The organism is Bradyrhizobium sp. LjRoot220 (assembly GCF_964252915.1).
Taxonomy (GTDB): domain Bacteria; phylum Pseudomonadota; class Alphaproteobacteria; order Rhizobiales; family Xanthobacteraceae; genus Bradyrhizobium.
Genome location: NZ_CAXUPS020000007.1, coordinates 349,466 through 371,065, shown reverse-complemented (window position 1 = coordinate 371,065; position 21,600 = coordinate 349,466). Strand labels below are relative to the sequence as shown.

The window sequence follows — 21,600 nt, the reverse complement described above, 5'->3', positions numbered from 1 at the left end:
CGCAACGCCGGCACTTCAAATGACCGCACACGAACAGCCCGACGAATACGCCGACATCCGCGACGCGGTAGCAAAACTCTGCGCGCAATACCCCGGCGAATACTGGCGCAAGCTCGACCGCGAGATGAAGTATCCCAGCGAGTTCGTCGACGCGCTGACGCAGGCCGGATATCTCTCGGTGCTGATCCCCGAGGAATACAACGGTGCCGGGCTGAAGCTCTCCGCCGCGGCCGCGATCCTCGAAGAGATCCAGCGCGCCGGGTGCAATGGCGGCGGCTGCCATGCCCAGATGTACACGATGGGAACGCTGCTGCGGCACGGCAGCGACGAGCAGAAGGCGAAATGGCTGCCCAAGATCGCCAGCGGCGAGTTGCGGCTGCAGGCGTTCGGCGTCACCGAGCCGACCAGCGGCACCGACACCTCCTCGCTGAAGACCTTTGCCAAGCGCGACGGCGATAGCTACGTCGTCAACGGCCAGAAGATCTGGACCAGCCGCGCCGAATATTCCGACCTGATGATCCTGTTGGCACGCACCACGCCGAAGGAGGACGCCAAGAAGCGCACCGACGGTCTGTCGGTGTTCATCGTCGACATGCGCGAGGCCAAGGGCAAGGGGCTGGAGATCCGCCCGATCCGCACCATGATGAACCACGCCACCACGGAAGTGTTCTTCACGGACATGCGGGTGCCGGCCGAAAACCTGATCGGCGAGGAAGGCAAGGGCTTCCGCTACATCCTCTCCGGCATGAACGCCGAACGCATCCTGATTGCCGCCGAATGCATCGGCGACGCCAAGTGGTTCATTGCGAAGGCCACCGCCTATGCCAAGGAGCGCGTGGTGTTCGGCCGGCCGATCGGCCAGAACCAGGGCGTTCAGTTCCCGATCGCCAAGGCCTACGCGCAAATGCGTGCGGCCGAACTGATGGTGAAGGAAGCCACCCGCAAATATGAAGCCGGGCTCGATTGCGGCGCCGAGGCCAACATGGCCAAGATGCTGGCGGCCGACGCTTCCTGGGAAGCGGCGAACGCCTGCGTGCAGACCCATGGCGGCTTTGCGTTCGCCGAGGAATACGACGTCGAGCGCAAGTTCCGCGAGACGCGGCTTTATCAGGTAGCGCCGATCTCGACCAACCTCATCCTGTCGTTCGTGTCCGAGCATGTGCTCGGCATGCCCCGCTCCTACTGAGAACAACCGATGCTGCCGCTCGAAGGATTGATCGTCGTCGCCGTCGAACAGGCGGTCGCCGCGCCGTTTTGCAGCTCGCGGCTGGCCGATGCCGGCGCCCATGTCATCAAGGTGGAGCGTCCGGAGGGCGATTTTGCCCGCGGCTATGATGCCGCGGCGAAGGGACAGAGCAGCTATTTCGTCTGGCTCAACCGCGGCAAGAACTCCGTGGTGGTCGATCTCGCGACCAAGGAAGGCCGCGCTGCGATGGAAGAGCTGATCGCCAGCGCCGACGTGCTGCTGCAAAATCTAAAGCCCGGCTCGATGGACAAGCTCGGCTTCTCGCTGGAGCGCCTGCGCAAGGATTATCCGGCGCTGATCTGTTGTACTATTTCCGGGTATGGCGATGACGGTCCCTATGCCGACCGCAAGGCCTATGATCTCCTGATCCAGGCCGAGAGCGGGCTGGCCTCGATCACCGGCGGACCGGAAGGACCTTCCCGCGTCGGCATTTCCGTGGTCGATATCGCGACCGGCGCCACCGCACATGCTTCCATCCTCGAGGCGCTCATCGCCCGTGGGCGCACTGGCAAGGGCGCCGATATCCGGATTTCGATGTTCGACGTGATGGCCGACTGGATGGCGGTGCCGCTCTTGAATTCGGAAGCCGGCAATCCGCCGAAGCGGATGGCGTTGGCGCATCCGTCCATTGCGCCCTACGGCGTGTTCCAGTCGAAGGACGGCAAGGGCATCCTGATCTCGATCCAGAGCGAACGCGAGTGGAAGAAGCTTTGCGCCGAGGTGCTGGATCAACCCGACCTGCCAAGCGATCCACGGCTCGCCAACATGGTCGCACGTGTGACAAACCGTGCCGTCACCGACAGGATCGTCGCCGACAGTTTTGCCAAGATGGATCGCGTCGATCTGCTGAAGCGGCTGGCTGACGCCGACATCGCGTTTGCCGAGGTCAATACCATGGCGGACCTTGCCGTGCATCCGCATCTGCGCCGGATCGAAGTCGATACGCCGAAGGGCAAGATCAGCTACGCCGCGCCGGCCGCGATCTTCGTCGGCGAGAACAGGCATTACGGCGCCGTGCCCGCGATCGGCGAGCACATCGAAATTCCCAAGACTCCCCGCGCGCAGGCCAAATAGCCATGACGGAAAAACTCGACCTCGATCATTTGCGCAGCTGGATTGGAAAATCGACCGAGGCCTTAGACATCGTCACCGCGCAGCTCGTGAAAGGCTTGCGCGCGACGCTGTTTCAGGAGATCGGCGAGCCCAAGGCCGGCGACGCCGCGCCCTGGACCACGCATTGGTGCCTGGCGCAGCCGGTGTTTCCGATGTCGATGCTGGGCCCCGACGGCCACCCGACCCGCGGCGGCTTCCTGCCGCCGGTGCCGCTGCCGCGCCGGATGTGGGCCGGCGGCGAACTCGAATTCCTCGACGCCTTGCGCGTCGGCGATGAAGCCAGGCGCACGTCGCGCATCGCCGACGTTACGATGAAGACCGGCAGCACCGGCGCATTGTGTTTCGTCGCCATCGAGCACACCATCACGACGCCGCGCGGGGTGGCGATCCGCGAGCGCCAGGACATCGTCTATCGCGACATGTCCGGTGCTGGGCCGGCGGCTTCCGGCAAGCCGGCCCCGCCGCCGCCGGTCGCCAAACATCGCGAAAGCCACATGGCTGATCCCGTGCTGCTGTTCCGCTATTCGGCACTGACTTTCAATGGCCACCGCATCCATTACGACCGCGATTATGTCACCAAGGTCGAGGGCTATCCGGGCCTCGTGTTCCACGGCCCGCTGCAGGCGGCGTTGATCGTCGAATTCGCGGCCAAACTGCACGGCGGTGCAGCGCCGAAGAGGTTCAGCTATCGCGGGGTGCAGCCGCTGTTCGAAGGCAGCGAGTTCTCGATCAATGCCAACGACACCGGCGCCGGCATGGAATTGTGGACCGCCAATTCGGAAGGCCAGCCGACGATGAAGGGGACGGCGGCGTGGTAAAAGGTTGACGTCATTCCGGGGCGATGCAAAGCATCGAACCCGGAATCTCGAGATTCCGGGTCTGGTGCTTACGCACCATCCCGGAATGACGGCTTCCCTTTCTGAGGGCCCGACGTTGTCTCAAAATTCTTCCAAGACCAAATCCACCACCGTCAAGGACGCCACCTTCAACCTGCTGCGCGCGTTCGGCGTCAAAAAGGTGTTCGGCAATCCCGGCTCGACCGAACTGCCGTTCCTCAGCGACTGGCCTGATGACATCGACTACGTGCTGGGGCTGCAGGAAGCCTCGGTGGTCGGGATGGCCGACGGCTATGCGCAGGCCACCCGCAACGTCGGCTTCGTCAACCTGCATTCCGCCGCCGGCGTCGGCAATGCGCTGGGCAATATTTTCAACGCCTACCGCAACCAGACGCCGATCGTCATCACCGCCGGCCAGCAGGCGCGTTCGATCATGCCGTTGCTGCCGTTCCTGTTTGCCGAACGGGCGACCGAGTTTCCGCAGCCTTATGTGAAGTACAGCATCGAGCCGGCGCGGCCGGAAGACGTGCCGGCCGCGATCGCGCGCGCCTATTACGTGGCGATGCAGCCGCCTTGCGGACCGACCTTTGTTTCGGTGCCGGTCGACGACTGGACCCGTCCGACGCAGCCGGTCGAAGCTCGAAAGGTCAGCCGCGAACTCGGGCCGGATCCGGCCGCGATGAGCGCGCTGGTAGCCGCGCTTAACGACAGCAAGCGCCCTGCCCTCGTCGTCGGCCCCGGCGTCGATCGCGCCGAGGCGGTTGACCTGATGGTTCGCGTCGCGGAGAAAACGCGGGCCGCGGTGTGGGTCAGCCCGTTCTCGGCGCGCTGTTCGTTTCCGGAACGGCACCCGCTATTCGCCGGCTTCCTGCACGCCTCGCCGGGACAGGTTTCCGACGCGCTGCGCGAACACGACCTCGTGGTCGTGATCGGTGCGCCGGTTTTCACCTTCCATGTCGAAGGCCACGCCTCGATCTTCGACGGTGACACGACGATCTTCCAGATCACCGACGATCCGACCGCGGCGGCGGTGACGCCGTCAGGCACCAGCATCGTCGCAACGATGAAGCCGGCGCTGGCGATGCTGCTCGAACTATTGCCCGACACCAAACGCATAATCCCGGCAGTCCGCCCGCTGCCGCCAGCGCCCACGGCGGCCGATCCGATCCCGACCGAATTCCTGCTGGATGCGCTGTTCCACGCCATGCCCAAGGATGCTGCGCTGGTCGAGGAAGCGCCGTCGCATCGGCAGGCGATGCAGAAATTCATGCCGATGCGCGGCCAGGACAGTTTCTACACCATGGCGAGCGGCGGCCTCGGCTACAGCCTGCCCGCCGCGGTCGGAATCTCGCTGGGACGCCCGGATGTGCGCACCGTCTGCCTGATCGGCGACGGCTCGGCGATGTATTCGATCCAGGCGCTGTGGACCGCCGCCCGGCGCAAGCTCCCGCTGACGGTGGTGGTGATCAACAATTCCGGCTACGGCGCGATGCGCTCGTTCAGCCAGGTGATGCAGGTCCGCAACGTACCGGGGCTCGAACTGCCCGACATCGACTTCGTCAAGATTGCGGAAGGCATGGGTTGCAGCGCCGTCCGCGTCAGCAAGGCATCGGAGCTTGGCGCTGCACTGAAGCGCGGGCTCGCGCTTGAAGGCGCCAGCCTGATCGAGGTGATGGTGGATTCGGCGGTGCCGCTGCTTTACACGAAAAAGGATTGACGGCGTAGCCGTCATTCCGGGGCGCGAAGCGAACTACGATGTGCAATTGCACATCGGAGAATCTCGAGATTCCCCGATGCGCAATTGCGCATCTGAGGTTCGGTCCTTCGGACCGCCCCGGAATGACGGAGCGAGCGCTCCGTCACTTCCCATACGCTTCCCGCATCTTGGCCTGGATCTTCGCCATGCCCGCGATCCAGCGATCGTAATTTTCGGTCTTCTTGCGCATGTAACCGAGCACCTGCGGATGCGGGAGAATGACAAACGTTTCCTGCTCGAGGCCCCCGAGCACGTCCTGCGCCACCTGCTCCGGCGACAGATCGCCGTCGCCGGATTGCGGACCTTTTGGAATCGACCTGAGCATCGCGGTATCGACGCCCTGCGGGCACAGGATTGAAACCTTGATGCCGTCGGCCTTGTGCGAGATCGCGAGATTTTCCGCAAAGCCGACCGCGGCATGTTTGGTGGTCGAATAGGCCGGGCTGCCGATCTGCGAGAGCAACCCCGCTGCGGAAATCGTGTTGAGGAAATAGCCGCCGCCGCGCGCCTTCATGCGCGGGATCAGGTGCCGCGCGGCATAGACATGCGCCATGACATGAACCGCCCAGCTTCGTTGCCACGGCTCATCCGAGGTTCCGCCCGCATTGGTGGACAGCGGATCGAAGCCGCCGCCGATGCCGGCATTGGAACAGAACAGCGCGATCGGGCCGAACTGCCGCTCGGTCTCCTCGATGACGTGCAGGACATCCTTTTCCTTGCCGACATCGCATTTGAAGGCCGCCCCGTTGATCGGCGTGGCGACGGTTCGCGCGCCGTCCGGATCGATATCGGCGACCACGACCCTGGCCGCGCCGGCGCGGTGGAAGGCTTCGCACAGCGCCCGGCCGATGCCGCTGGCGCCGCCGGTGACAACCACGACTTTTCCGGTCACCTGCATGGCCGCTCTCCCCTCGTTTTCAGGTCAGGACAACATCGACAATCGCCGTGTAATGGCAGGCTGCTCCCGATAGCACGAAACCGTGCCAGATCGCATTCTGAAAACGCAGCCGATGCCAGGCGTGGAAGATCACGCCCAGGCTATACAGCACCCCGCCCGCGATGATGCACCACAGCGCCAGAGCCGGTAGCGCCTTCGCCACGGCGTCGTACAGCATCATGCCGCTCCAGCCCATCGCCAGATAGAGCCCGAGCGCGAGCCGGTCATATCGGCCTGGCAGCGCCAACTTGATCACGATGCCGATGATGGCAACGCACCAGACCGCGACCAGATGTGCGATCGCGAAATAGCTGTCCTTCAATTCCATGACGAGAGGCGTGTAGGTCGCCGCGATCAGAAGGTAGATCGCCGAACAATCGAAACGGCGCAGCATCCATTTGGCGCGCGATACCGGCCAGAGATTATAGGCTGCCGACAGCATCAACATCGCCAACAGTCCGGTGGCATAGACCGAAGCCACGGTGATATCGATCGCCGAGGCGTAAACCGCCGACAGCACGATGAGAGCGGTCGCCGCCACCAGGCCGAAGCAAATGCCGACGATATGCACGACGCCGTCGGCGATCAGTTCGCTGCGGTCGAAATTCCATCGCACCGCGCCGGCTACGGCATGGCCCGATGTCGACGCGAGTTGTTTCAATCTGAATATGGTCATGCCGCCTGCTGTATTGCGTTACGCAGCGATAAAACATAGGCCTCGGGAGGTCAACGCGCCGTCCGATCCCCTGTCCACGTCGCAGCCGAAGCTTGATTTCGGCCAGCCAATCGCCACTTTTCCTCCTTGATCGCCCCTCTCATCGAGCCCTCCGCGACCGCATGGCCCCCAGTTTTCAGGATATCGTCGAGGAAGCGCGGCTGTCGGCGCGGGCGCTATTGGATTACGGCGACAGCTTCTTCCATCCCACGGTACGGCTCGGCGTCACCGGCCTGTCGCGCGCCGGCAAGACGGTGTTCATCACGGCGCTGATCCACGGCATCACCCGCGGGGGCCGCTTTCCGGTCTTCGAAGCGTTCGCGACCGGCCGCATTGCCCGCGCCAGGCTCGAACCGCAGCCCGACGATGCGGTGCCGCGGTTCGATTACGAGAACCACGTCCGCACCCTGATCGAGGAGCGGCGCTGGCCGGCCTCCACCGTCGACATCAGTGAACTCCGGCTGGTGATGGACTATCAGCGCCCGAACGGCGCCGACCGCACGCTGACGCTCGATATCGTCGACTATCCCGGCGAGTGGCTGCTCGACCTGCCGCTGCTCAACAAGGGTTTCGAGCAATGGTCGGCCGAGAGCCTCGCCCTCTCGCGTGAAGGCCCGCGCGAAAAGCTCGCTGCGCCCTGGCACGAACATCTAGCGACGCTGAACGCCGAAGCCCGCGAGGACGAGCCGGCGGCGCGGATGGCCGCGAAGCTGTTCACGGATTATCTGCGCGCCTGCCGCGACGAACGCTTTGCGATGAGCCTGCTGCCGCCCGGACGTTTCCTGATGCCGGGTAGTCTCGCGGGCTCGCCGGCACTCACATTCGCCCCGCTCGACGTCGCGGCCGACGGCACCGCACCCGACGGTTCGCTGTGGGCGATGATGCGAAGGCGTTACGAGGCCTACAAGGATGTCGTGGTGCGGCCGTTCTTCCGCGATCATTTTGCGCGGCTCGATCGCCAGATCGTGCTGGTCGATGCGCTCGCGGCATTCAATGCCGGGCCGGAGGCGCTGCACGATCTCGAAGCCGCGCTCGCCGGCATCCTCGATTGCTTCCGGATCGGCCGCAGCACGATCCTGAGCAATCTGTTCCGGCCGCGGATCGATCGCATCCTGTTTGCCGCGACCAAGGCCGATCATCTGCACCATTCGAGCCATGACCGGTTAGAGGCCATATTGCGCCGCGCGGTCGCCAAGGCCGCCGACCGCGCCGAATATGCCGGCGCCGCCATCGACGTGGTGGCGCTGGCCGCCGTGCGCGCCACCCGCGAGGCGATGGTGGCGCGTGGCCGCGACAAACTGCCCTCGCTGCTCGGCACGCCCGCCCCGGGCGAAGTCGCCAATGGCGATACGTTCGACGGCGAGACCGAGGTGGCGACCTTTCCGGGCGACTTGCCCAGCGATCCCGAGGAACTGTTCAAGGGCACCTTTCGTGGCCTCTCCAGCACGCATTCCGAACAGGCGGACTATCGCTTCCTGCGCTACCGGCCGCCGCTGCTGCAGCGCGAAGGCGATGACGAACCCGCGCTGCCTCACATCCGCCTCGACCGCGCCCTCCAGTTCCTGATCGGAGACAAACTGCAATGAGCGAGAAGACCCCTCATCGGCGGCCGGCGACGTTCAAGCTCGACGATCCCGGCGTGATCGTGATGAACCCGGACGATGCCAGCCGTCCCGCGCGCGGCACGGTGCATATCACGCCGGAGCGAGATCCCGCGCAGTTGCCGGTGCCGATCGACCGGCCGCTGGTCCCGGCTAGGCGCGGCTTCCGCTGGGGCACGCTGTTCTGGAGCGCCACCGGCGGGCTGGTATTGCTCGGGCTCGGGCTCGGCATCGTCAACCTGATCGAGGATCTATTCGCGCGCAGCCAAACAATGGGTTACGTCGCGCTGGCGTTTGCGGTCGCCGCAGCGCTGGCGCTGGCGGTTGTGATCGGGCGCGAAGCCATCGGGCTGGCGCGGCTCGCCGCGATCGAGAAGCTGCACCAGCGCGCGGCCGAGGTGCTGCGCAGCGACGATCGCGCCGCCAGCCGGGCGGTCGTCAACGATTTGCTGAAGCTCGCGCATCAGAATCCGCAACTGGCGCGCGCCCGCGCCACGCTGGTGGGTCACGCCGACGACATCATCGACGGCGCCGACATGATCAAGCTTGCGGAGCGCGAATTGATGGCGCCGCTCGACGAGGAGGCGCGGCGGCTGGTCTCGACGGCGGCGCAACGCGTCTCGGTCGTGACGGCGGTCAGCCCGCGCGCGCTGATCGACGTGCTGTTCGTGTTCGTCGCCGCGATGCGCTTGATCCGGCAACTGGCGCGGCTCTACGGCGGCCGGCCGGGCACGCTCGGCATGCTCAGCCTGCTGCGCCACGTGATCGGTCATCTCGCCATCACCGGCGGCATGGCTGTTGGCGACAGCCTGGTGCAGCAGATGCTTGGCCATGGTATCGCGGCAAAGCTCTCGCAGCGGCTCGGCGAAGGCGTGCTCAACGGGCTGCTCACCGCCCGCCTCGGCCTCGCCGCCATCGACGTGACGCGGCCGCTACCCTTCACCGCGCTGCCGCGCCCCGCGCTCGCCGATCTCGCCAAGGACCTTTTGCGCAAGCGCGACGGCGAGGAGTAAATTCTGGAGGGTGCCAGTTACTGCGCCCTCTCCCCTTGTGGGAGAGGGCAGCTCCAGTGCCAGCAGCTCGCTCGCTTGGGTGAGGGGTTCGCTCCGCAGGCACACCTCTATCTGTGGAGACAGCCCCCTCATCCGGCGCTTCGCGCCACCTTCTCCCACAAGGGGAGAAGGGTACTCTGCCAGCACGCGCCAGCGAAACAGCGGCGTGTCCGGCGGCGGCGAGAGTTCCGGCGTCCAGCCGGTCAGTTTCTCCAGCGCATAGGTATCCATGACCACGCCGCGCCAGCTGCGCTCGACCCGTTCGAGCGGCTGCCGTTTCGCCGTGGTGAGATCCCAGATTGGCAGGCGATTGTCCGGCTCGCGCGCGACGTAGAGGCCGGTGCGATTCCGGATGAGATTCATGCCGGGATCGCGAAAGCCCTGGAAGCGTCCACGCTCGTTGATCTGAATGACCGGCACCCGGCCGTTGAAATACCAGCGCAGCATCGCGTAGGTGCGATAGTCCGACGTCGCGATCCAGGTCGCGCCGGTCGCTTTCAGTTGCGCCTGCGCCCGCGCCACCACCTGCTCATAGCCGGCCTCGCCGCCGACCGGATCGGCGCGGCCGATCAGGTTCCAGGGGGCGGCGACATAGTAGAAGAACACGCCGACGACGAAGGCGATGCCTGATATCACCGCCACCCTCGCCCATTTGACGGTGGATTCGATCATCCATTCCGGCCAGCCCTCGCGCGGCAGCATCGCGAGGTTGATGGCGGTGGCGGCAAATCCGGCCGGCCACAGGAACATCGGCCAGGTGTCGCCGACGCGCAATGTCAGCGACTTCCAGAAAAAGTAGCCGAACGGCACGATCACCGCGGTCGAGAGCAGGATCGCGACCGGCTCGCGATGGCGATAGCCGCGCCACGCCGTCAGCGTCACGCCCGACAGCACCACCGGCAGCAGCACGAAGCCGACCAGGCCGAACTGCAGGCCGAGATAATCGCCGACGGTGCGAAACGACAATTGATGGGTCGCGACCGCGCGCACGAACTGGAAGCGGAACGACGCCCAGTCGTGCTGATAATTCCAGACCAGCACCGGCGCGAACACGGTCAATGCAATCAGCGCCGCCGCCCACGGATAGGGGCTGAGCAACCAGCGCCGCCGCCAGTCCGGCACCAGCGCGAACGCCAGCACCGCCGGCAGCAGCAGGGCCACGGTGAATTTCGACAGCATTGCGAGGCCGGCGAACAGCCCGGCGGCGAGCCACCAGCGCGCATTGCCGCTCTCGTGAAGCCGGACCAGCGACCACAGCATCGCGACGGCGAGCGGGATCATCGCCGTGTCGGGCGCCACCTTCGCCATCAGCAGGCCGTAATAAAGCGCGGCCTCCGGCATCAGGGCGGCGAACGCCATGGCGCGGAAGTCATGGGTGACGCGGCGGACGATATCGACCAGCAGCAGCTGCGTCACCAGCATCGCGACGATGCCGCCGAAGCGGACGCCGAGATTGGTGTCGCCGAAAATCGTAGTCCCGAACCAGATCAGCCAGGCGATCCCCGGCGGATGGTCGAGGAAGGCCAGCGCGCTCTCCTTCGACCAGGTCCAGTAATAGGCCTCGTCGGTGCGCAGTTCGATGACCCCGGCATAGACCAGCCGCATCGCCGTCATCGCGGCGATCAGCGCCACCACGGCAAGCCATCGCCGGCGGCCGGCGCTATCCGGTTTGCTGCTGTTGTCGGGGGCGTTCGTCACGGCGCTTTTTCTTCGACTCCCAAGGGGGTGTCAACGTTTCGCGGCAGAAAAGGTGGTTGCCGGAACCACGTTGCAGGGTGTTCACCAAGCGAATTAGGCAATATTGTCGCCGGCAGCATCACTGACGGACCACATGGCCTCCCTGTCCCGTAAACAAATCGCAGCGACCCTGCGCGGCATCAGCCTGCGGCAGATCCGGCTGGCCACCGGCGTGGTGCTGTTTGCCTATCTGGTCAGCCATTTCCTCAACCACGCGCTCGGCAATATCTCGATGGAGGCGCTGGCCAGCGGCGTCTATTGGCACACGCTGTTCTGGCATTCCCTCCTTGTCACGTTCGTATTCTATGCGTCCTGTCTTGTTCACACCGGGCTCGGCATCTGGGCGCTGTACGAGCGCCGGCAATTCCGCTGGAAGGCGATCGAACCGCTCCAGCTGGTGCTGGGGCTGAGCATTCCCGCGATGATCATCACGCATGTGGTCGGCGTGCGGCTCGGTTATTCGCTGTACGGACAGGAAATACTCTACCCGCAAGTGCTGTTTGCCTACTGGATCTCGTGGCCGCCGCTCAAAATGTGGATGCTGTTCGCGGTCCTGGTGATCTCCTGGACGCATGGCTGCATCGGCCTGTATTTCTGGCTGCGCATGAGGGCGTTCTACAAGGCCGCCGCACCATATTTGCTGGCGGCGGCGATATTGGTGCCGACACTGGCGATGCTGGGTCTCTATCAGGGCGGACGCATGGTCGTCGACAGCGACAGCGTCGAGTGGCGGGCGGAGAATCTCAAGCCCAACCAGATCGGCACACCGGCCGAAAAGGCCGTCTTGAACGCCGTCACGGACTATCTCCTGATCGGTTATTTCGGCCTGCTCGGACTTGCCCTGCTGGCCAAGGGCGCGCGCGCCATCCATGAGCGCCGCGGCGGCATGATCAACCTGTCGTATGGCAATGGCCGGACGGTCCGGGTGCCGAAGGGCCTCAGCGTACTCGAGGCCAGCCTGCGCAACAACGTACCGCACGCCAGCGTGTGCGGCGGGCGGGCGCGGTGCTCGACCTGCCGCATCCGCATCATCGGCGACCATCACGACCTGCCCGAGCCCTCGCAGCGCGAGGCCTTCGTGCTCAGCCGCGTCGGCACCTCGGATCCGTCGATCCGCCTCGCCTGTCAGCTGCGGCCGGCAAACGACCTCTCCTTCTTCCAGCTCTTCCTGCCGCACACGATGTCGGCCGATGAGCCGTCGTCGAGTCCCACCAGAATCGGACAGGAGCGTTATCTCGTCAGCATGTTCGTGGACATGCGCGGCTCGACCAAGCTTGCGGAAAAACGCCTGCCGTTCGACACCGTTTTCATCGTCAATCGATTCCTCGGCGCGGTGTCGCAGGCGGTGATCGAAAGCGGCGGCCGGCCGAACCAGTTCGTCGGCGACGGCATGCTGGCGCTGTTCGGGCTGGCCGTGAGCCGGCAGGAGGCCTGCCGGCAGGCGCTGCGGGCCGCAGCCATGATCGCGGTCAATGTCGACGAGGTGAACAAGTTTCTGGAACATGATCTGCACGAGCCAATCCGGTTCGGCGTCGGCATCAATGGCGGCGAGGTGATCGTCGGCGACATCGGCTACCGCGACCATATGGTGTTCACCGCGCTCGGCGATCCCGTCAATGTCGCCGCGCGGCTGCAGGACATGACCAAGAGCCTTACTTGCGAGGTGGTGATCTCGGACGAGGTTCGCGCTACCGCAGGCTTGTCCGCCGATGCGCTGCCAGAACACGAAGTCGCGATCCGCGGCCGAAACGAGCCGATGATCGTACGGAGCGTGTCGGACGCGAAGGAGTTGGTGGCGCTGATCGATGACGTCGAGCCGGTCGCGGCGTAGCGTAGTGGCGCGATGCCCTAAACCCGCTGCCCGACATCGAGCACGAGAAGGAGCTCGCGGGGATTTGAGGTTCGTCATTGCGAGCGAAGCGAAGCAATCCATCGGGCCGCGCGAAGAAAGAATGGATTGCTTCGTCGCTTCGCTCCTCGCAATGACGGGAATGGTGCAGCCCCACCTAATGCTGTCATCCCCGCGCAGGCGGGGATCCAGTACGCCGCGGCTTCTCGGTTCTATCATTGCCGTCTCTGGATACTGGATCGTCCGCCTTCGCGGACGATGACACTGAATATGTGTTTGCGATCTCGCGGCGTATTCCGCCCGAGCTTTGCTGGAAACTTCCCGCCCTCTCATAAGAGGACGCAGGGAAGACCGGGTGCGCGCTGCATGGAGCGCGCGACTGCTTGGTGAGCCGCCGCGATTATGTTGACTCCCGGCCAGCCGCGTTGCTGCTACAGGACCCGGCCGACGCCGCGGCGTCGCAGCTCGGCAAAGCGAGCCCGCCCAGTTTTCCACTGTTTCCAGACGATGGCGCAACCGCCGCCTGAGCCACTCATCAAGCGCTCGCAACATCGACGGTGTTTGGCAGAAGCCGAAGTAGCCGCGCCATCCGGTGAGATAGGCGGACAACCTCTGACAGTCTGCGCCAGGCTGCGCCCGCATGTGCGCCGCGTCAGTTCTCGACCCTTGCCTTGAAGCGGGCGATCGCCTGCGGCGCGATGCGCCGTCGCGGTTCGCTTCATAGGTAAAGCTAAAGCCCAGGAACTTGCGGACGCTCGGTTTGGCGACCGCACTCTGGCCTTGTTGACCTTTTAGCCCGAGACGCTGGGCAAGGAACCGTTCGATGCCGGCTTCCACATTGCTCGCCCGCACGTTGGCTGCGCACATAGATGTTGCAGTCGTCGGCATAGCGCACGAAGCGGGTGACCGCTTCTCCAGTTCCTTGTCCAAGACGTCCAGCATCAGGTTCGACAATAGCGGCGAGAGCGGCCCACCTTGCGGCGTGCCTTCCTCCGTCGGACTGACCAGTCCTCCTCCATCACCCCTGCAGTCAGAAAGCCGCGGATGAGCTTCAGGATGTCAGCTACCCGCTTGGCTACGAGCCCCATCAGATGTCATGGTTGACCCGGTCGAAGAACTTTTCCAGGTCGATATCCACGACGACGGCGTATCCGACGCAATATAGCCTGCGCCCGTTCCACCGCCTGATGTAAGCGCGCCGGGCTTTGCCGAAGTTTGCCTTGAGAAACGTTCTGTCCTTTCGGCTCTGTAGTGCTTGCATCGCTGCCTGCTGGATCAGGGTGGTCGAGCACGTCGGAATGCCGAGCAGCCCGACGCTCTCGGTGGCTCCACGCGCCGCACCGGTTGCGGCTGTAGTTGCCGTCAAGTAGCTGTTCGATCGCAGGCCAGTGCTCCTTCAGGTAGGCGGGCAATTCGCCAATGGGTCATCCCATCGACGCCTGCCGCACCTTGTTGCGCCTTCACTTGCGCCAACGCTTCTTTCAGGTTCTCACGCTCGACAACGTCTTCCATCGACGGTCCCGCGACCGCCGGGCGTTCGAGACAGACTTTCGCCGTGCATGCTTTCGGCTCGGCGGCAGCGCTTCGGCTTCACCCTCCGCCCTGGTGCCCGAGTTCAGTTCGATCTGATTTTTCTGCCGCATGGCTCGCACGAGATCGTCGCTCTAGTTCTCCAGCGCCTGGGCCTTCGGCGGCAAGCCGCCGCCTACTATGCCCTCTGATTTCTGCGCTGCGGCCAGCCGCCTGCGACGGCCTCAGTCCCAAAAGCCGGGACAGTGCAGACCTCCCGGAGGTAAGACCGATCGCCTTCACCGCACGCCCGCCGGATTTACCACCCGACCATTGATGACCGTGGACTTCGCGACCAGTAGCTCGCTCGTCCGGCCGGGTAGGCCTCGATATCCGGTGTTTGTCCATCGGGCCGCGACTTTGCTCCACGCTTTCTTCGACCCCACCTCGCGATGACGCCCTGCGCTTCGCTAGTCCTTCGCCGTCAGGCTGGACAGAGGACTTCCACCTCCAAGCTATCGTTCATACTCGGCACGTTCATTGGATCGGTCAAGCCGGGCGATGACAGTTGAATGTGTGTTCGCATTCTCGCGACGCATTGCGCCCGAGGCTTGCTGGAAACTTCCCGCCCCCTCCAATAAGAGGGCGCAGGGAAGACAGGGTGCGCGCTGCACCCGCGGTCCCGTGTGCGGTTTGTAGATAGAAAGCTGCACACGAGCATACAGCGCAGCGGTGAACACCCGGCCTTCCCTGCGCAAGGGCTTTACGGCTTATAACGAGCTCTCCCCGGAGAACGGCTCTTTTGCCTCCGTAGCGCCCTGAAAACTATTGCCTCCAGGTGCATTGACGCCAGCACCGCGACGTCAGGACCACTCGTCTTCATGCCGTACGCTTCGGCGCCTTTGGTCAAGGGCACCGTCACGTCCACCGCAACCCCGTCCAACGTCCGTGACCACGGCCGACGCCCTTCTGAGTAGGACGGGATGGCCAAACTATGCCCCCGAGTCGCCATTCTGTAAAAGCGAAATATTTTTTATTCTGGGGCTTGACACGATTTCCATAAATCCGAAGTGATTTGCCCGTCGGGTTGATTTGTCGCAGCCAGGTTGCGAGATTGCGCTTGCCTGCGAGGCGACGCCGTATGTAGGGCGGGTTCGCTTTAACCCGCCATCTCGCATGGAATGCGGCGGGTTAAAGAGAACCCGCCCTACGGGCTACGGGCTCACATGCCGGCCGTCATTGCGAGCGAAGCGAAGCAATCCATGGCGCGGCGTGGGGCAATATGGATTGCTTCGCTTCGCTCGCAATGACGAGGAGAGACGGCATTAAATTGAAATGTCATTCCGGGATGCGCCGCTTGGCGCAGACCGGAATCCATCAAGCGACAGCACGTGCGCTCCGATGGATTTCGAGCTCGCGCTTCGCGCGCCCGGTTGTGAACCATTTCACATCTGAACAGCCGTTCAGGTACCTGTTCGCAATTGTAATGCGGCCTGCTCGAACCGGCTTTCTCGCACGCACGACTGATGGGCGATGGGTAAGACTGAAACTGAAACATCAACCCGCGCCAGGACAACAATGTCAGCGCGCATCACTCAAGGAGAAAGACCATGCTTCGTAAAGTTACTCTCGCCATCGCTGCCGCCGCCACCCTCAGCGCCGTCGCGCTGGCTCCGACCGCCGCCTCTGCCTGGCATCCCAAGCATATCGGCCATCACCATCATCACCATGGCCATCACCACCACGGCCACCACCACCATGGCTTCGGCTTCAAGGTCGGCTACTTCGGTGGCGGCTATGACGGCTGCTACGTGAGCCGCCGCGTGTTCACCCCGTACGGCGTCGTGTTCCGCACCGTCAACATCTGCTACTGATCGAACCGCACGTTCGGTTCAGAAGCCCCGGTCGCCCCGCGCGGCCGGGGCTTTCTGTTGTTGGGCACGCCGATCGAGGATGCGGACGCCGCAGAGATCATCGATTATCTCGGTAGGAACGACTGAAAATCGCGGCGGGTGAAGGCGCGGACGCTCCGTCCTGGCGCGTCCGGTTGTAAAGTTACCCCATACCCCCTGCCCGCCCGCGGGGACGATTTTCGGTTATTCCGTCCACCGAACAGCGGAAGCCCGCCCCGGTTTTGCCGCGTCAAATGCGCGCGAAACAGCCAAAAAGGCGGAAATGCGGTGCGATATGGCGTATTTTTGCCGAAACCACGGTGCCGTTTGCGCTACCCAGCCCGAAACAACCCGGGTATCCTGATGCTTCGGGCATGCCGGTATGTGCGGGGACCGGCCGCTCGTTTTATTTTTTGATTCCGCGGAGACGACGTGAATGGCTAAAGGTACGGTGAAGTGGTTCAACCCGACCAAGGGTTATGGATTCATCCAGCCCAGCAACGGTGGCAAGGACGTTTTCGTTCACATTTCGGCAGTTGAGAAAGCAGGGCTTTCGACGCTTAACGAAGGGCAGACCGTCGAATACGAAGAGATTGCCAATCGCGGCAAGACTTCGGCCGAAAACCTCAAGGTTTAGCGCTACCGCGCGATCGGCAACGGCGCGCTCTCGGAAGCATTCCGGGGGCCGGGCTTGAAAAAACTCTCAAAAAACTGTGAGCGTTCGGCGGAGCGAGCACCGTAGTTGCTCGTACCATCTTCAGACCGACCGACCGCTCAATCTTCCTTCACCCATTTCTCGACCGGCATGACGTCCGGGGGCTGCAGATAGCCCCGCGGCCAGAGGTCGACGGCCCATTCAGCCTTGGTCGCGCGGTCGACCAGCACGGCGGTGTTGTGCGGCGTCTGCAGCACCAGCGTATTGCCGCGATAACGGGGATCCCCGATCGCATGATGCTTCAGCAGGCCCCAGTCCTGCAGCACCAGCAGCAGGCTGGTGGTGTTGCGGGTGGTGTCCCAGCAATCGTAATTGTGCTTGTCGTCGAAGTAGCGGAAATCGGCTTTCGCCACCCGCTTGTTGGTGCCGAGGATCGGTCCCATGCGGCGATCGAACCACACCACGGCCTTCTGCACCGCCGCGCGTTCGGTTGCGGCCGACGCCCGGCCCGCCGCCATGATCTGCGTCAGCGCGTTACGGTCTGCTGGCGTGAAATCGAAGATCTGGCGGCGGCGGCAGACGAAGCCGTAGCAGACCGTCATCGATCTCGCCGACGGCGGATATATCGACACCGACGTATAGAGCGCTGCGACCGCCGAACTCATTTCGGCTGCTTCGCAAGGCGCGCCCAACAGCGCCGCCCCGACAACGCCAAGCACGCCCGCAAGCCTGGCGCGCGTTTGGCGTAACCGTGTCGGTCGGTCGGCGTCTCTCATGGTCCCTGCTATCCAGACGATGGCGCGGCTCTGAGAATTAGCGCGTGCCCCTCACGCTGCCAAGTTGCAAGACCGCCACCTGTGGAACAGGCCACGGCTATTTTTGGCGTGATGCGTTTCGGTCACGCGGCCAGGGCCGGTGGCCTCATGGTTCGAGACGCGCGGAAGTGCCGCGCTCCTCACCATGAGGGTCTAGGACCTTGCTTCCTCATCCTGAGGTGCCACGCGCGAGCGGCGCGTCTCGAAGGATGACTGCCCCCGGACCAGACCGGAAAACGCCCCTACCCGACCGGCAGCGGCGCGTCGCGTTTGACCTCTTCCATCACCGCGTAGGTCCGCGTCTCGCGCACGCCCGGCAGCGCGAGCAGGGTTTCGCCGAGGAAGCGCCGATACGCCGTCATGTCGGCGAGACGGGCCTTCACCAGATAATCGAAGCCGCCCGCCACCATGTGGCATTCCAGCACTTCGGGGGCCGATTGCACGGCGCTGGCGAAACGCTCGAATACGTCGGGCGTGGTCTTGTCGAGCATCACCTCGACGAACACCAGCAAACCCAACCCCAGCCGGTGCGGATTGAGCCGGGCACCGTAGCCCTCGACGAAACCGTCGCGCTGGAGCCGCTTCAGCCGCTCGCCGACCGAGGTCGGCGACAGCCCGATCCGCTCGGCCAGTTCGACGTTGGCAATACGGCCATCTCCCTGAAGGATGGAGAGGATTTTGCGGTCAATCTTGTCGATATCCATCATTTGTCCGGCTGACTTGCCCATATTCCATATTTACTAAGGCAAACCAGCCAATATGTCTATCGAACTACGGTAGGAGCAGCGCTAAATTAGGTGAACCCGAGGGAATCACCATGGCCGACCGCCCGCCACCTCTCCCGCCCTTCAGCGCGCCTTACGCGCCCCCCGATTCGGAAATCGCAGCCCGGCTGCTCGCCACCGCTAGATTGAGCGCGGACCAGGAGGCGCGGATCGACCGCACGGCAACGCGCCTGATCGAGGCCATCAGGGCCAATGACGATCCGCTCGGCGGCATCGAGGACATGCTGCGCGAGTTCGCGTTGTCGACCAAAGAAGGCCTCGCGCTGATGGTGCTTGCCGAAGCCTTGCTCCGCGTGCCGGACGCCCGCACCGCCGACCAGTTCATCGAGGACAAGCTCGGCCAGGGCGATTTCATCAATCACGAGACCAAATCCAGCGCCTTCCTGGTCAACGCCTCGGCGTGGGCGCTCGGCATGTCGGCGCGCGTGATCCAACCGGGCGAGACGCCGCAGGGGACCATCGGGCGGCTGACCAAACGGCTGGGCGCGCCCGCGGTGCGCGCCGCGACGCGCCAGGCGATGCGGCTGATGGGCAGCCATTTCGTGCTCGGCGAGACCATCGAGGCCGCGCTGGCGCGGGCCGAAGCGCATGCGTCGCGTCACCAGCGCTATTCCTTCGACATGCTCGGCGAAGCCGCGCGCACGGCTGAAGACGCCGCCCGTTATTTCGATTCCTACGCCCGCGCGATCGATGCGATCGGCCACACCGCCAATAATCGTCCCTTGCCCGATCGGCCTGGCATTTCCGTCAAGCTCTCGGCGTTGCATCCGCGCTTCGAGGCGATCAGCCATCGGCGCGTGATGACCGAGCTGGTGCCGCGCCTGATCGATCTGGCGCGGCAGGCCAAGACCTTTGATCTGAATTTCACCGTCGATGCCGAGGAAGCCGACCGGCTGGAATTGTCGCTCGACGTGATCGCGGCGGCGTTCGCCGATCCATCGCTGGCTGGCTGGGACGGTTTTGGGCTGGCGATCCAGGCCTATCAGAAGCGCGCCCGCGAGGTGATCGACCATGTCGATGGTCTGGCGCGCAGCCTGAACCGCCGGATGATGGTGCGGCTGGTGAAAGGCGCCTATTGGGACACCGAGATCAAGCGTGCCCAGGAGCGCGGGCTCGACGGCTATCCGGTGTTCACCCGCAAGGCGATGACGGATTTGAACTACGTCGCCTGCGCGCAACAATTGCTGGGCTTGCGGCCGCGGATCTTTCCGCAATTCGCAACCCACAACGCGCTGACGGTTGCGACGCTTCTCGAACTGGCTGATGGCGAGAGCGGGTTCGAGTTCCAGCGCCTGCATGGCATGGGCGAGGCGCTGTATGCGCAACTTGGCGAAGATCACCCCGACATCGCCTGCCGCACCTATGCCCCGGTCGGCAGCCACCGCGATCTGCTCGCGTACCTGGTGCGGCGATTGCTGGAGAACGGCGCCAATTCGTCGTTTGTCGCGCTCGCGGCTGATGAAGCCGTGCCGGTGGCAACGCTGTTGCGGCGTCCGCCGGACGTTATCGGCAGTGCCGACAAGGCCATGCATCCGAACATCCCGCTGCCGCGCGATCTTTATTCGCCACAGCGGGCGAATTCGCGCGGGCTGGAATTCGGTGAGCGTACGGCATTGAACCAACTCGTTGCCGGTATTGCCGCGGAGACCACGCCCGCGGCCGGCAGCATCGCCGATGCGACGCCGGCGGCGCTGAACGCTGCGATAGCGGCCGCGCGCGACGGATTCAAGCGCTGGAGCCGAACGCCGGCCGGGGCGCGTGCCCGCGCGCTGGAAAAAACCGCCGACCTGCTGGAACGGCGCGCGGTACGTTTCATCGCGCTGCTGCAACGCGAGGGCGGCAAGACGCTGGACGACGCGCTGTCGGAGTTGCGCGAGGCCGTCGATTTCTGCCGCTATTACGCCGCGCAGGGCCGCGAACAGTTCGGTGACGGCAAGGTGATGCCGGGCCCGACCGGCGAGAGCAATGTGCTCGCCTTGCGCGGCCGCGGCGTCTTCGTCGCGATATCGCCGTGGAACTTTCCGCTGGCGATCTTCATGGGCCAGGTCACGGCGGCGCTGATGGCGGGCAATGCCGTGATCGCAAAACCTGCCGAGCAGACGCCGCTGATCGCGGCGGAAGCGGTGCGACTGTTGCATGAAGCCGGTGTTCCGGATTCCGCCCTGCATCTGGTGCCGGGAGACGGCAAGGTCGGCGCTGCGCTGGTGGCACATCCCGAGATATCTGGCGTGGTCTTTACCGGCTCGACGGAAGTGGCACGCAACATCAACCGGGCGCTGGCGGCCAAGGACGGCGCGATCGTGCCGCTGATCGCGGAAACCGGCGGCATCAATGCGATGATCGTCGATGCCACCGCGCTGCCCGAGCAGGTCGCCGACGACGTCGTCACCTCGGCGTTCCGCTCGGCCGGCCAGCGCTGCTCGGCGCTGCGGCTGCTGTTGCTCCAGGACGATGTCGCCGACCGCATGATCGAGATGATCGCGGGCGCCGCGCGCGAACTGCGGATCGGCGACCCCTCCGATCCCGCCACCCATATCGGGCCGGTGATCGATGCCGAGGCCAAAGGGCGCCTCGACGCCCACATCGCGCGCATGAAGCAGGAAGCGCGGGTGCACTTCGCGGGCAGCGCGCCGGAGGGCAATTTCGTCGCGCCGCATATCTTTGAACTGACCGATGCCGGGCAACTCACGGAAGAGGTGTTCGGCCCGGTGCTGCACGTGGTGCGCTACCGCGCCGACGGGCTCGCGGCCGTGCTGCAATCGATCGAGCGTTCCGGCTACGGGCTGACGCTCGGCATCCATTCCCGGATCGACGATACGGTGGAAGACATCATCGACGCCGTTCAAGTCGGCAACATCTATGTCAACCGCAACATGATCGGCGCCGTCGTCGGCGTGCAGCCGTTCGGCGGTCACGGCCTTTCCGGCACCGGCCCGAAGGCCGGCGGCCCGCATTATCTGGCGCGGTTTGCGACCGAACAGACGGTCACCGTCAATACCGCGGCAGCCGGCGGCAATGCAGCCCTGCTGTCGGGCGGGGAGTAGTTGCATCATCAGCCCGAGATGGGCCAAATGCGTTCGAAGTGCTTCACGCGCGGCACGC

The 21,600-nt window shown here is 64.4% G+C and carries 17 protein-coding genes and 1 pseudogene; 10 read left to right on the top strand and 8 right to left on the bottom strand.

The window, feature by feature from the left end; translation table 11 throughout:
- The first annotated feature begins 19 nt into the window (after positions 1 to 19).
- The 4 genes from ACSQ84_RS27430 (at position 20) to mdlC (ending at position 4,912) form a co-directional block, all read left to right on the top strand.
- Positions 20 to 1,186 carry an acyl-CoA dehydrogenase family protein gene (locus ACSQ84_RS27430; RefSeq protein WP_436214833.1) on the top strand — a complete coding sequence of 389 codons (1,167 nt, stop codon included), beginning with the start codon at positions 20 to 22 and terminating at the stop codon, positions 1,184 to 1,186.
- A gap of 9 nt (positions 1,187 to 1,195) precedes the next feature.
- Positions 1,196 to 2,320: a CaiB/BaiF CoA transferase family protein gene (locus tag ACSQ84_RS27425; RefSeq protein WP_436214832.1), complete on the top strand. Its 1,125-nt coding sequence runs from the start codon at positions 1,196 to 1,198 to the stop codon at positions 2,318 to 2,320.
- Between the two features lie 2 nt (positions 2,321 to 2,322).
- On the top strand, positions 2,323 to 3,177 hold the full coding sequence (locus tag ACSQ84_RS27420; protein ID WP_436214831.1) for an FAS1-like dehydratase domain-containing protein: 855 nt from the start codon (positions 2,323 to 2,325) through the stop codon (positions 3,175 to 3,177).
- 115 nt (positions 3,178 to 3,292) lie between these two features.
- Complete coding sequence (mdlC, locus tag ACSQ84_RS27415; protein ID WP_436214830.1) at positions 3,293 to 4,912, top strand: benzoylformate decarboxylase; 1,620 nt, start codon at positions 3,293 to 3,295, stop codon at positions 4,910 to 4,912.
- Positions 4,913 to 5,054: 142 nt separating this feature from the next.
- Here the strand turns inward: mdlC and ACSQ84_RS27410 are convergent, their stop codons facing one another.
- Together ACSQ84_RS27410 and trhA are read right to left on the bottom strand one after the other, a co-directional pair.
- Positions 5,055 to 5,849: an SDR family oxidoreductase gene (locus ACSQ84_RS27410; protein ID WP_436214829.1), complete on the bottom strand. Its 795-nt coding sequence runs from the start codon at positions 5,847 to 5,849 to the stop codon at positions 5,055 to 5,057.
- Positions 5,850 to 5,868: 19 nt separating this feature from the next.
- Positions 5,869 to 6,564 (bottom strand): PAQR family membrane homeostasis protein TrhA, encoded by a 696-nt coding sequence (gene trhA / locus ACSQ84_RS27405; protein WP_436214828.1) that lies wholly within the window; start codon positions 6,562 to 6,564, stop codon positions 5,869 to 5,871.
- Positions 6,565 to 6,725: 161 nt separating this feature from the next.
- On the opposite strand from trhA, the gene ACSQ84_RS27400 reads away from it, so the two are divergent.
- On the top strand, positions 6,726 to 8,189 hold the full coding sequence (locus ACSQ84_RS27400; protein ID WP_436214827.1) for a YcjX family protein: 1,464 nt from the start codon (positions 6,726 to 6,728) through the stop codon (positions 8,187 to 8,189).
- Positions 8,186 to 9,217, top strand: coding sequence for a YcjF family protein (locus ACSQ84_RS27395; protein ID WP_436214826.1), 1,032 nt, complete (start codon positions 8,186 to 8,188; stop codon positions 9,215 to 9,217). The genes ACSQ84_RS27400 and ACSQ84_RS27395 overlap by 4 nt, the downstream gene beginning before the upstream one ends.
- Here ACSQ84_RS27395 and ACSQ84_RS27390 read toward each other — a convergent pair.
- Positions 9,137 to 10,870 carry a glycosyltransferase family 39 protein gene (locus ACSQ84_RS27390; RefSeq protein ID WP_436214881.1) on the bottom strand — a complete coding sequence of 578 codons (1,734 nt, stop codon included), beginning with the start codon at positions 10,868 to 10,870 and terminating at the stop codon, positions 9,137 to 9,139. The genes ACSQ84_RS27395 and ACSQ84_RS27390 overlap by 81 nt on opposite strands.
- Positions 10,871 to 11,087: 217 nt before the next feature.
- Here ACSQ84_RS27390 and ACSQ84_RS27385 point away from each other — a divergent pair, with 217 nt between their 5' ends.
- Positions 11,088 to 12,824, top strand: coding sequence for an adenylate/guanylate cyclase domain-containing protein (locus tag ACSQ84_RS27385; protein ID WP_436214825.1), 1,737 nt, complete (start codon positions 11,088 to 11,090; stop codon positions 12,822 to 12,824).
- Between the two features lie 576 nt (positions 12,825 to 13,400).
- On the opposite strand, the pseudogene ACSQ84_RS27380 reads toward ACSQ84_RS27385, so the two are convergent.
- From ACSQ84_RS27380 to ACSQ84_RS27370, 3 genes and pseudogenes are all read right to left on the bottom strand, one after another.
- A pseudogene (locus ACSQ84_RS27380) lies at positions 13,401 to 13,484 on the bottom strand (hypothetical protein); the annotation flags it as partial.
- Positions 13,485 to 13,929: 445 nt separating this feature from the next.
- Positions 13,930 to 14,208, bottom strand: coding sequence for a hypothetical protein (locus ACSQ84_RS27375; protein WP_436214824.1), 279 nt, complete (start codon positions 14,206 to 14,208; stop codon positions 13,930 to 13,932).
- Positions 14,205 to 14,354 carry a hypothetical protein gene (locus ACSQ84_RS27370; protein ID WP_436214823.1) on the bottom strand — a complete coding sequence of 50 codons (150 nt, stop codon included), beginning with the start codon at positions 14,352 to 14,354 and terminating at the stop codon, positions 14,205 to 14,207. Before ACSQ84_RS27370 ends, ACSQ84_RS27375 begins: the two co-directional genes overlap by 4 nt.
- A 1,607-nt stretch (positions 14,355 to 15,961) precedes the next feature.
- Between ACSQ84_RS27370 and ACSQ84_RS27365 the strand changes: the two genes are divergently transcribed.
- Both ACSQ84_RS27365 and ACSQ84_RS27360 read left to right on the top strand, forming a co-directional pair.
- Positions 15,962 to 16,225 (top strand): hypothetical protein, encoded by a 264-nt coding sequence (locus tag ACSQ84_RS27365; RefSeq protein ID WP_436214822.1) that lies wholly within the window; start codon positions 15,962 to 15,964, stop codon positions 16,223 to 16,225.
- Between the two features lie 454 nt (positions 16,226 to 16,679).
- The gene (locus ACSQ84_RS27360; protein WP_027539571.1) at positions 16,680 to 16,880 is read left to right on the top strand and encodes a cold-shock protein; all 201 of its coding nucleotides are present in this window, start codon (positions 16,680 to 16,682) and stop codon (positions 16,878 to 16,880) included.
- Between the two features lie 137 nt (positions 16,881 to 17,017).
- Here the strand turns inward: ACSQ84_RS27360 and ACSQ84_RS27355 are convergent, their stop codons facing one another.
- Together ACSQ84_RS27355 and ACSQ84_RS27350 are read right to left on the bottom strand one after the other, a co-directional pair.
- On the bottom strand, positions 17,018 to 17,674 hold the full coding sequence (locus ACSQ84_RS27355) for a hypothetical protein (protein WP_436214821.1): 657 nt from the start codon (positions 17,672 to 17,674) through the stop codon (positions 17,018 to 17,020).
- 281 nt (positions 17,675 to 17,955) lie between these two features.
- The gene (locus tag ACSQ84_RS27350; RefSeq protein ID WP_436214820.1) at positions 17,956 to 18,417 is read right to left on the bottom strand and encodes an Lrp/AsnC ligand binding domain-containing protein; all 462 of its coding nucleotides are present in this window, start codon (positions 18,415 to 18,417) and stop codon (positions 17,956 to 17,958) included.
- A gap of 113 nt (positions 18,418 to 18,530) precedes the next feature.
- Between ACSQ84_RS27350 and putA the strand changes: the two genes are divergently transcribed.
- Positions 18,531 to 21,542, top strand: coding sequence for a bifunctional proline dehydrogenase/L-glutamate gamma-semialdehyde dehydrogenase PutA (gene putA / locus ACSQ84_RS27345; RefSeq protein ID WP_436214819.1), 3,012 nt, complete (start codon positions 18,531 to 18,533; stop codon positions 21,540 to 21,542).
- Positions 21,543 to 21,600: the final 58 nt, after the last annotated feature.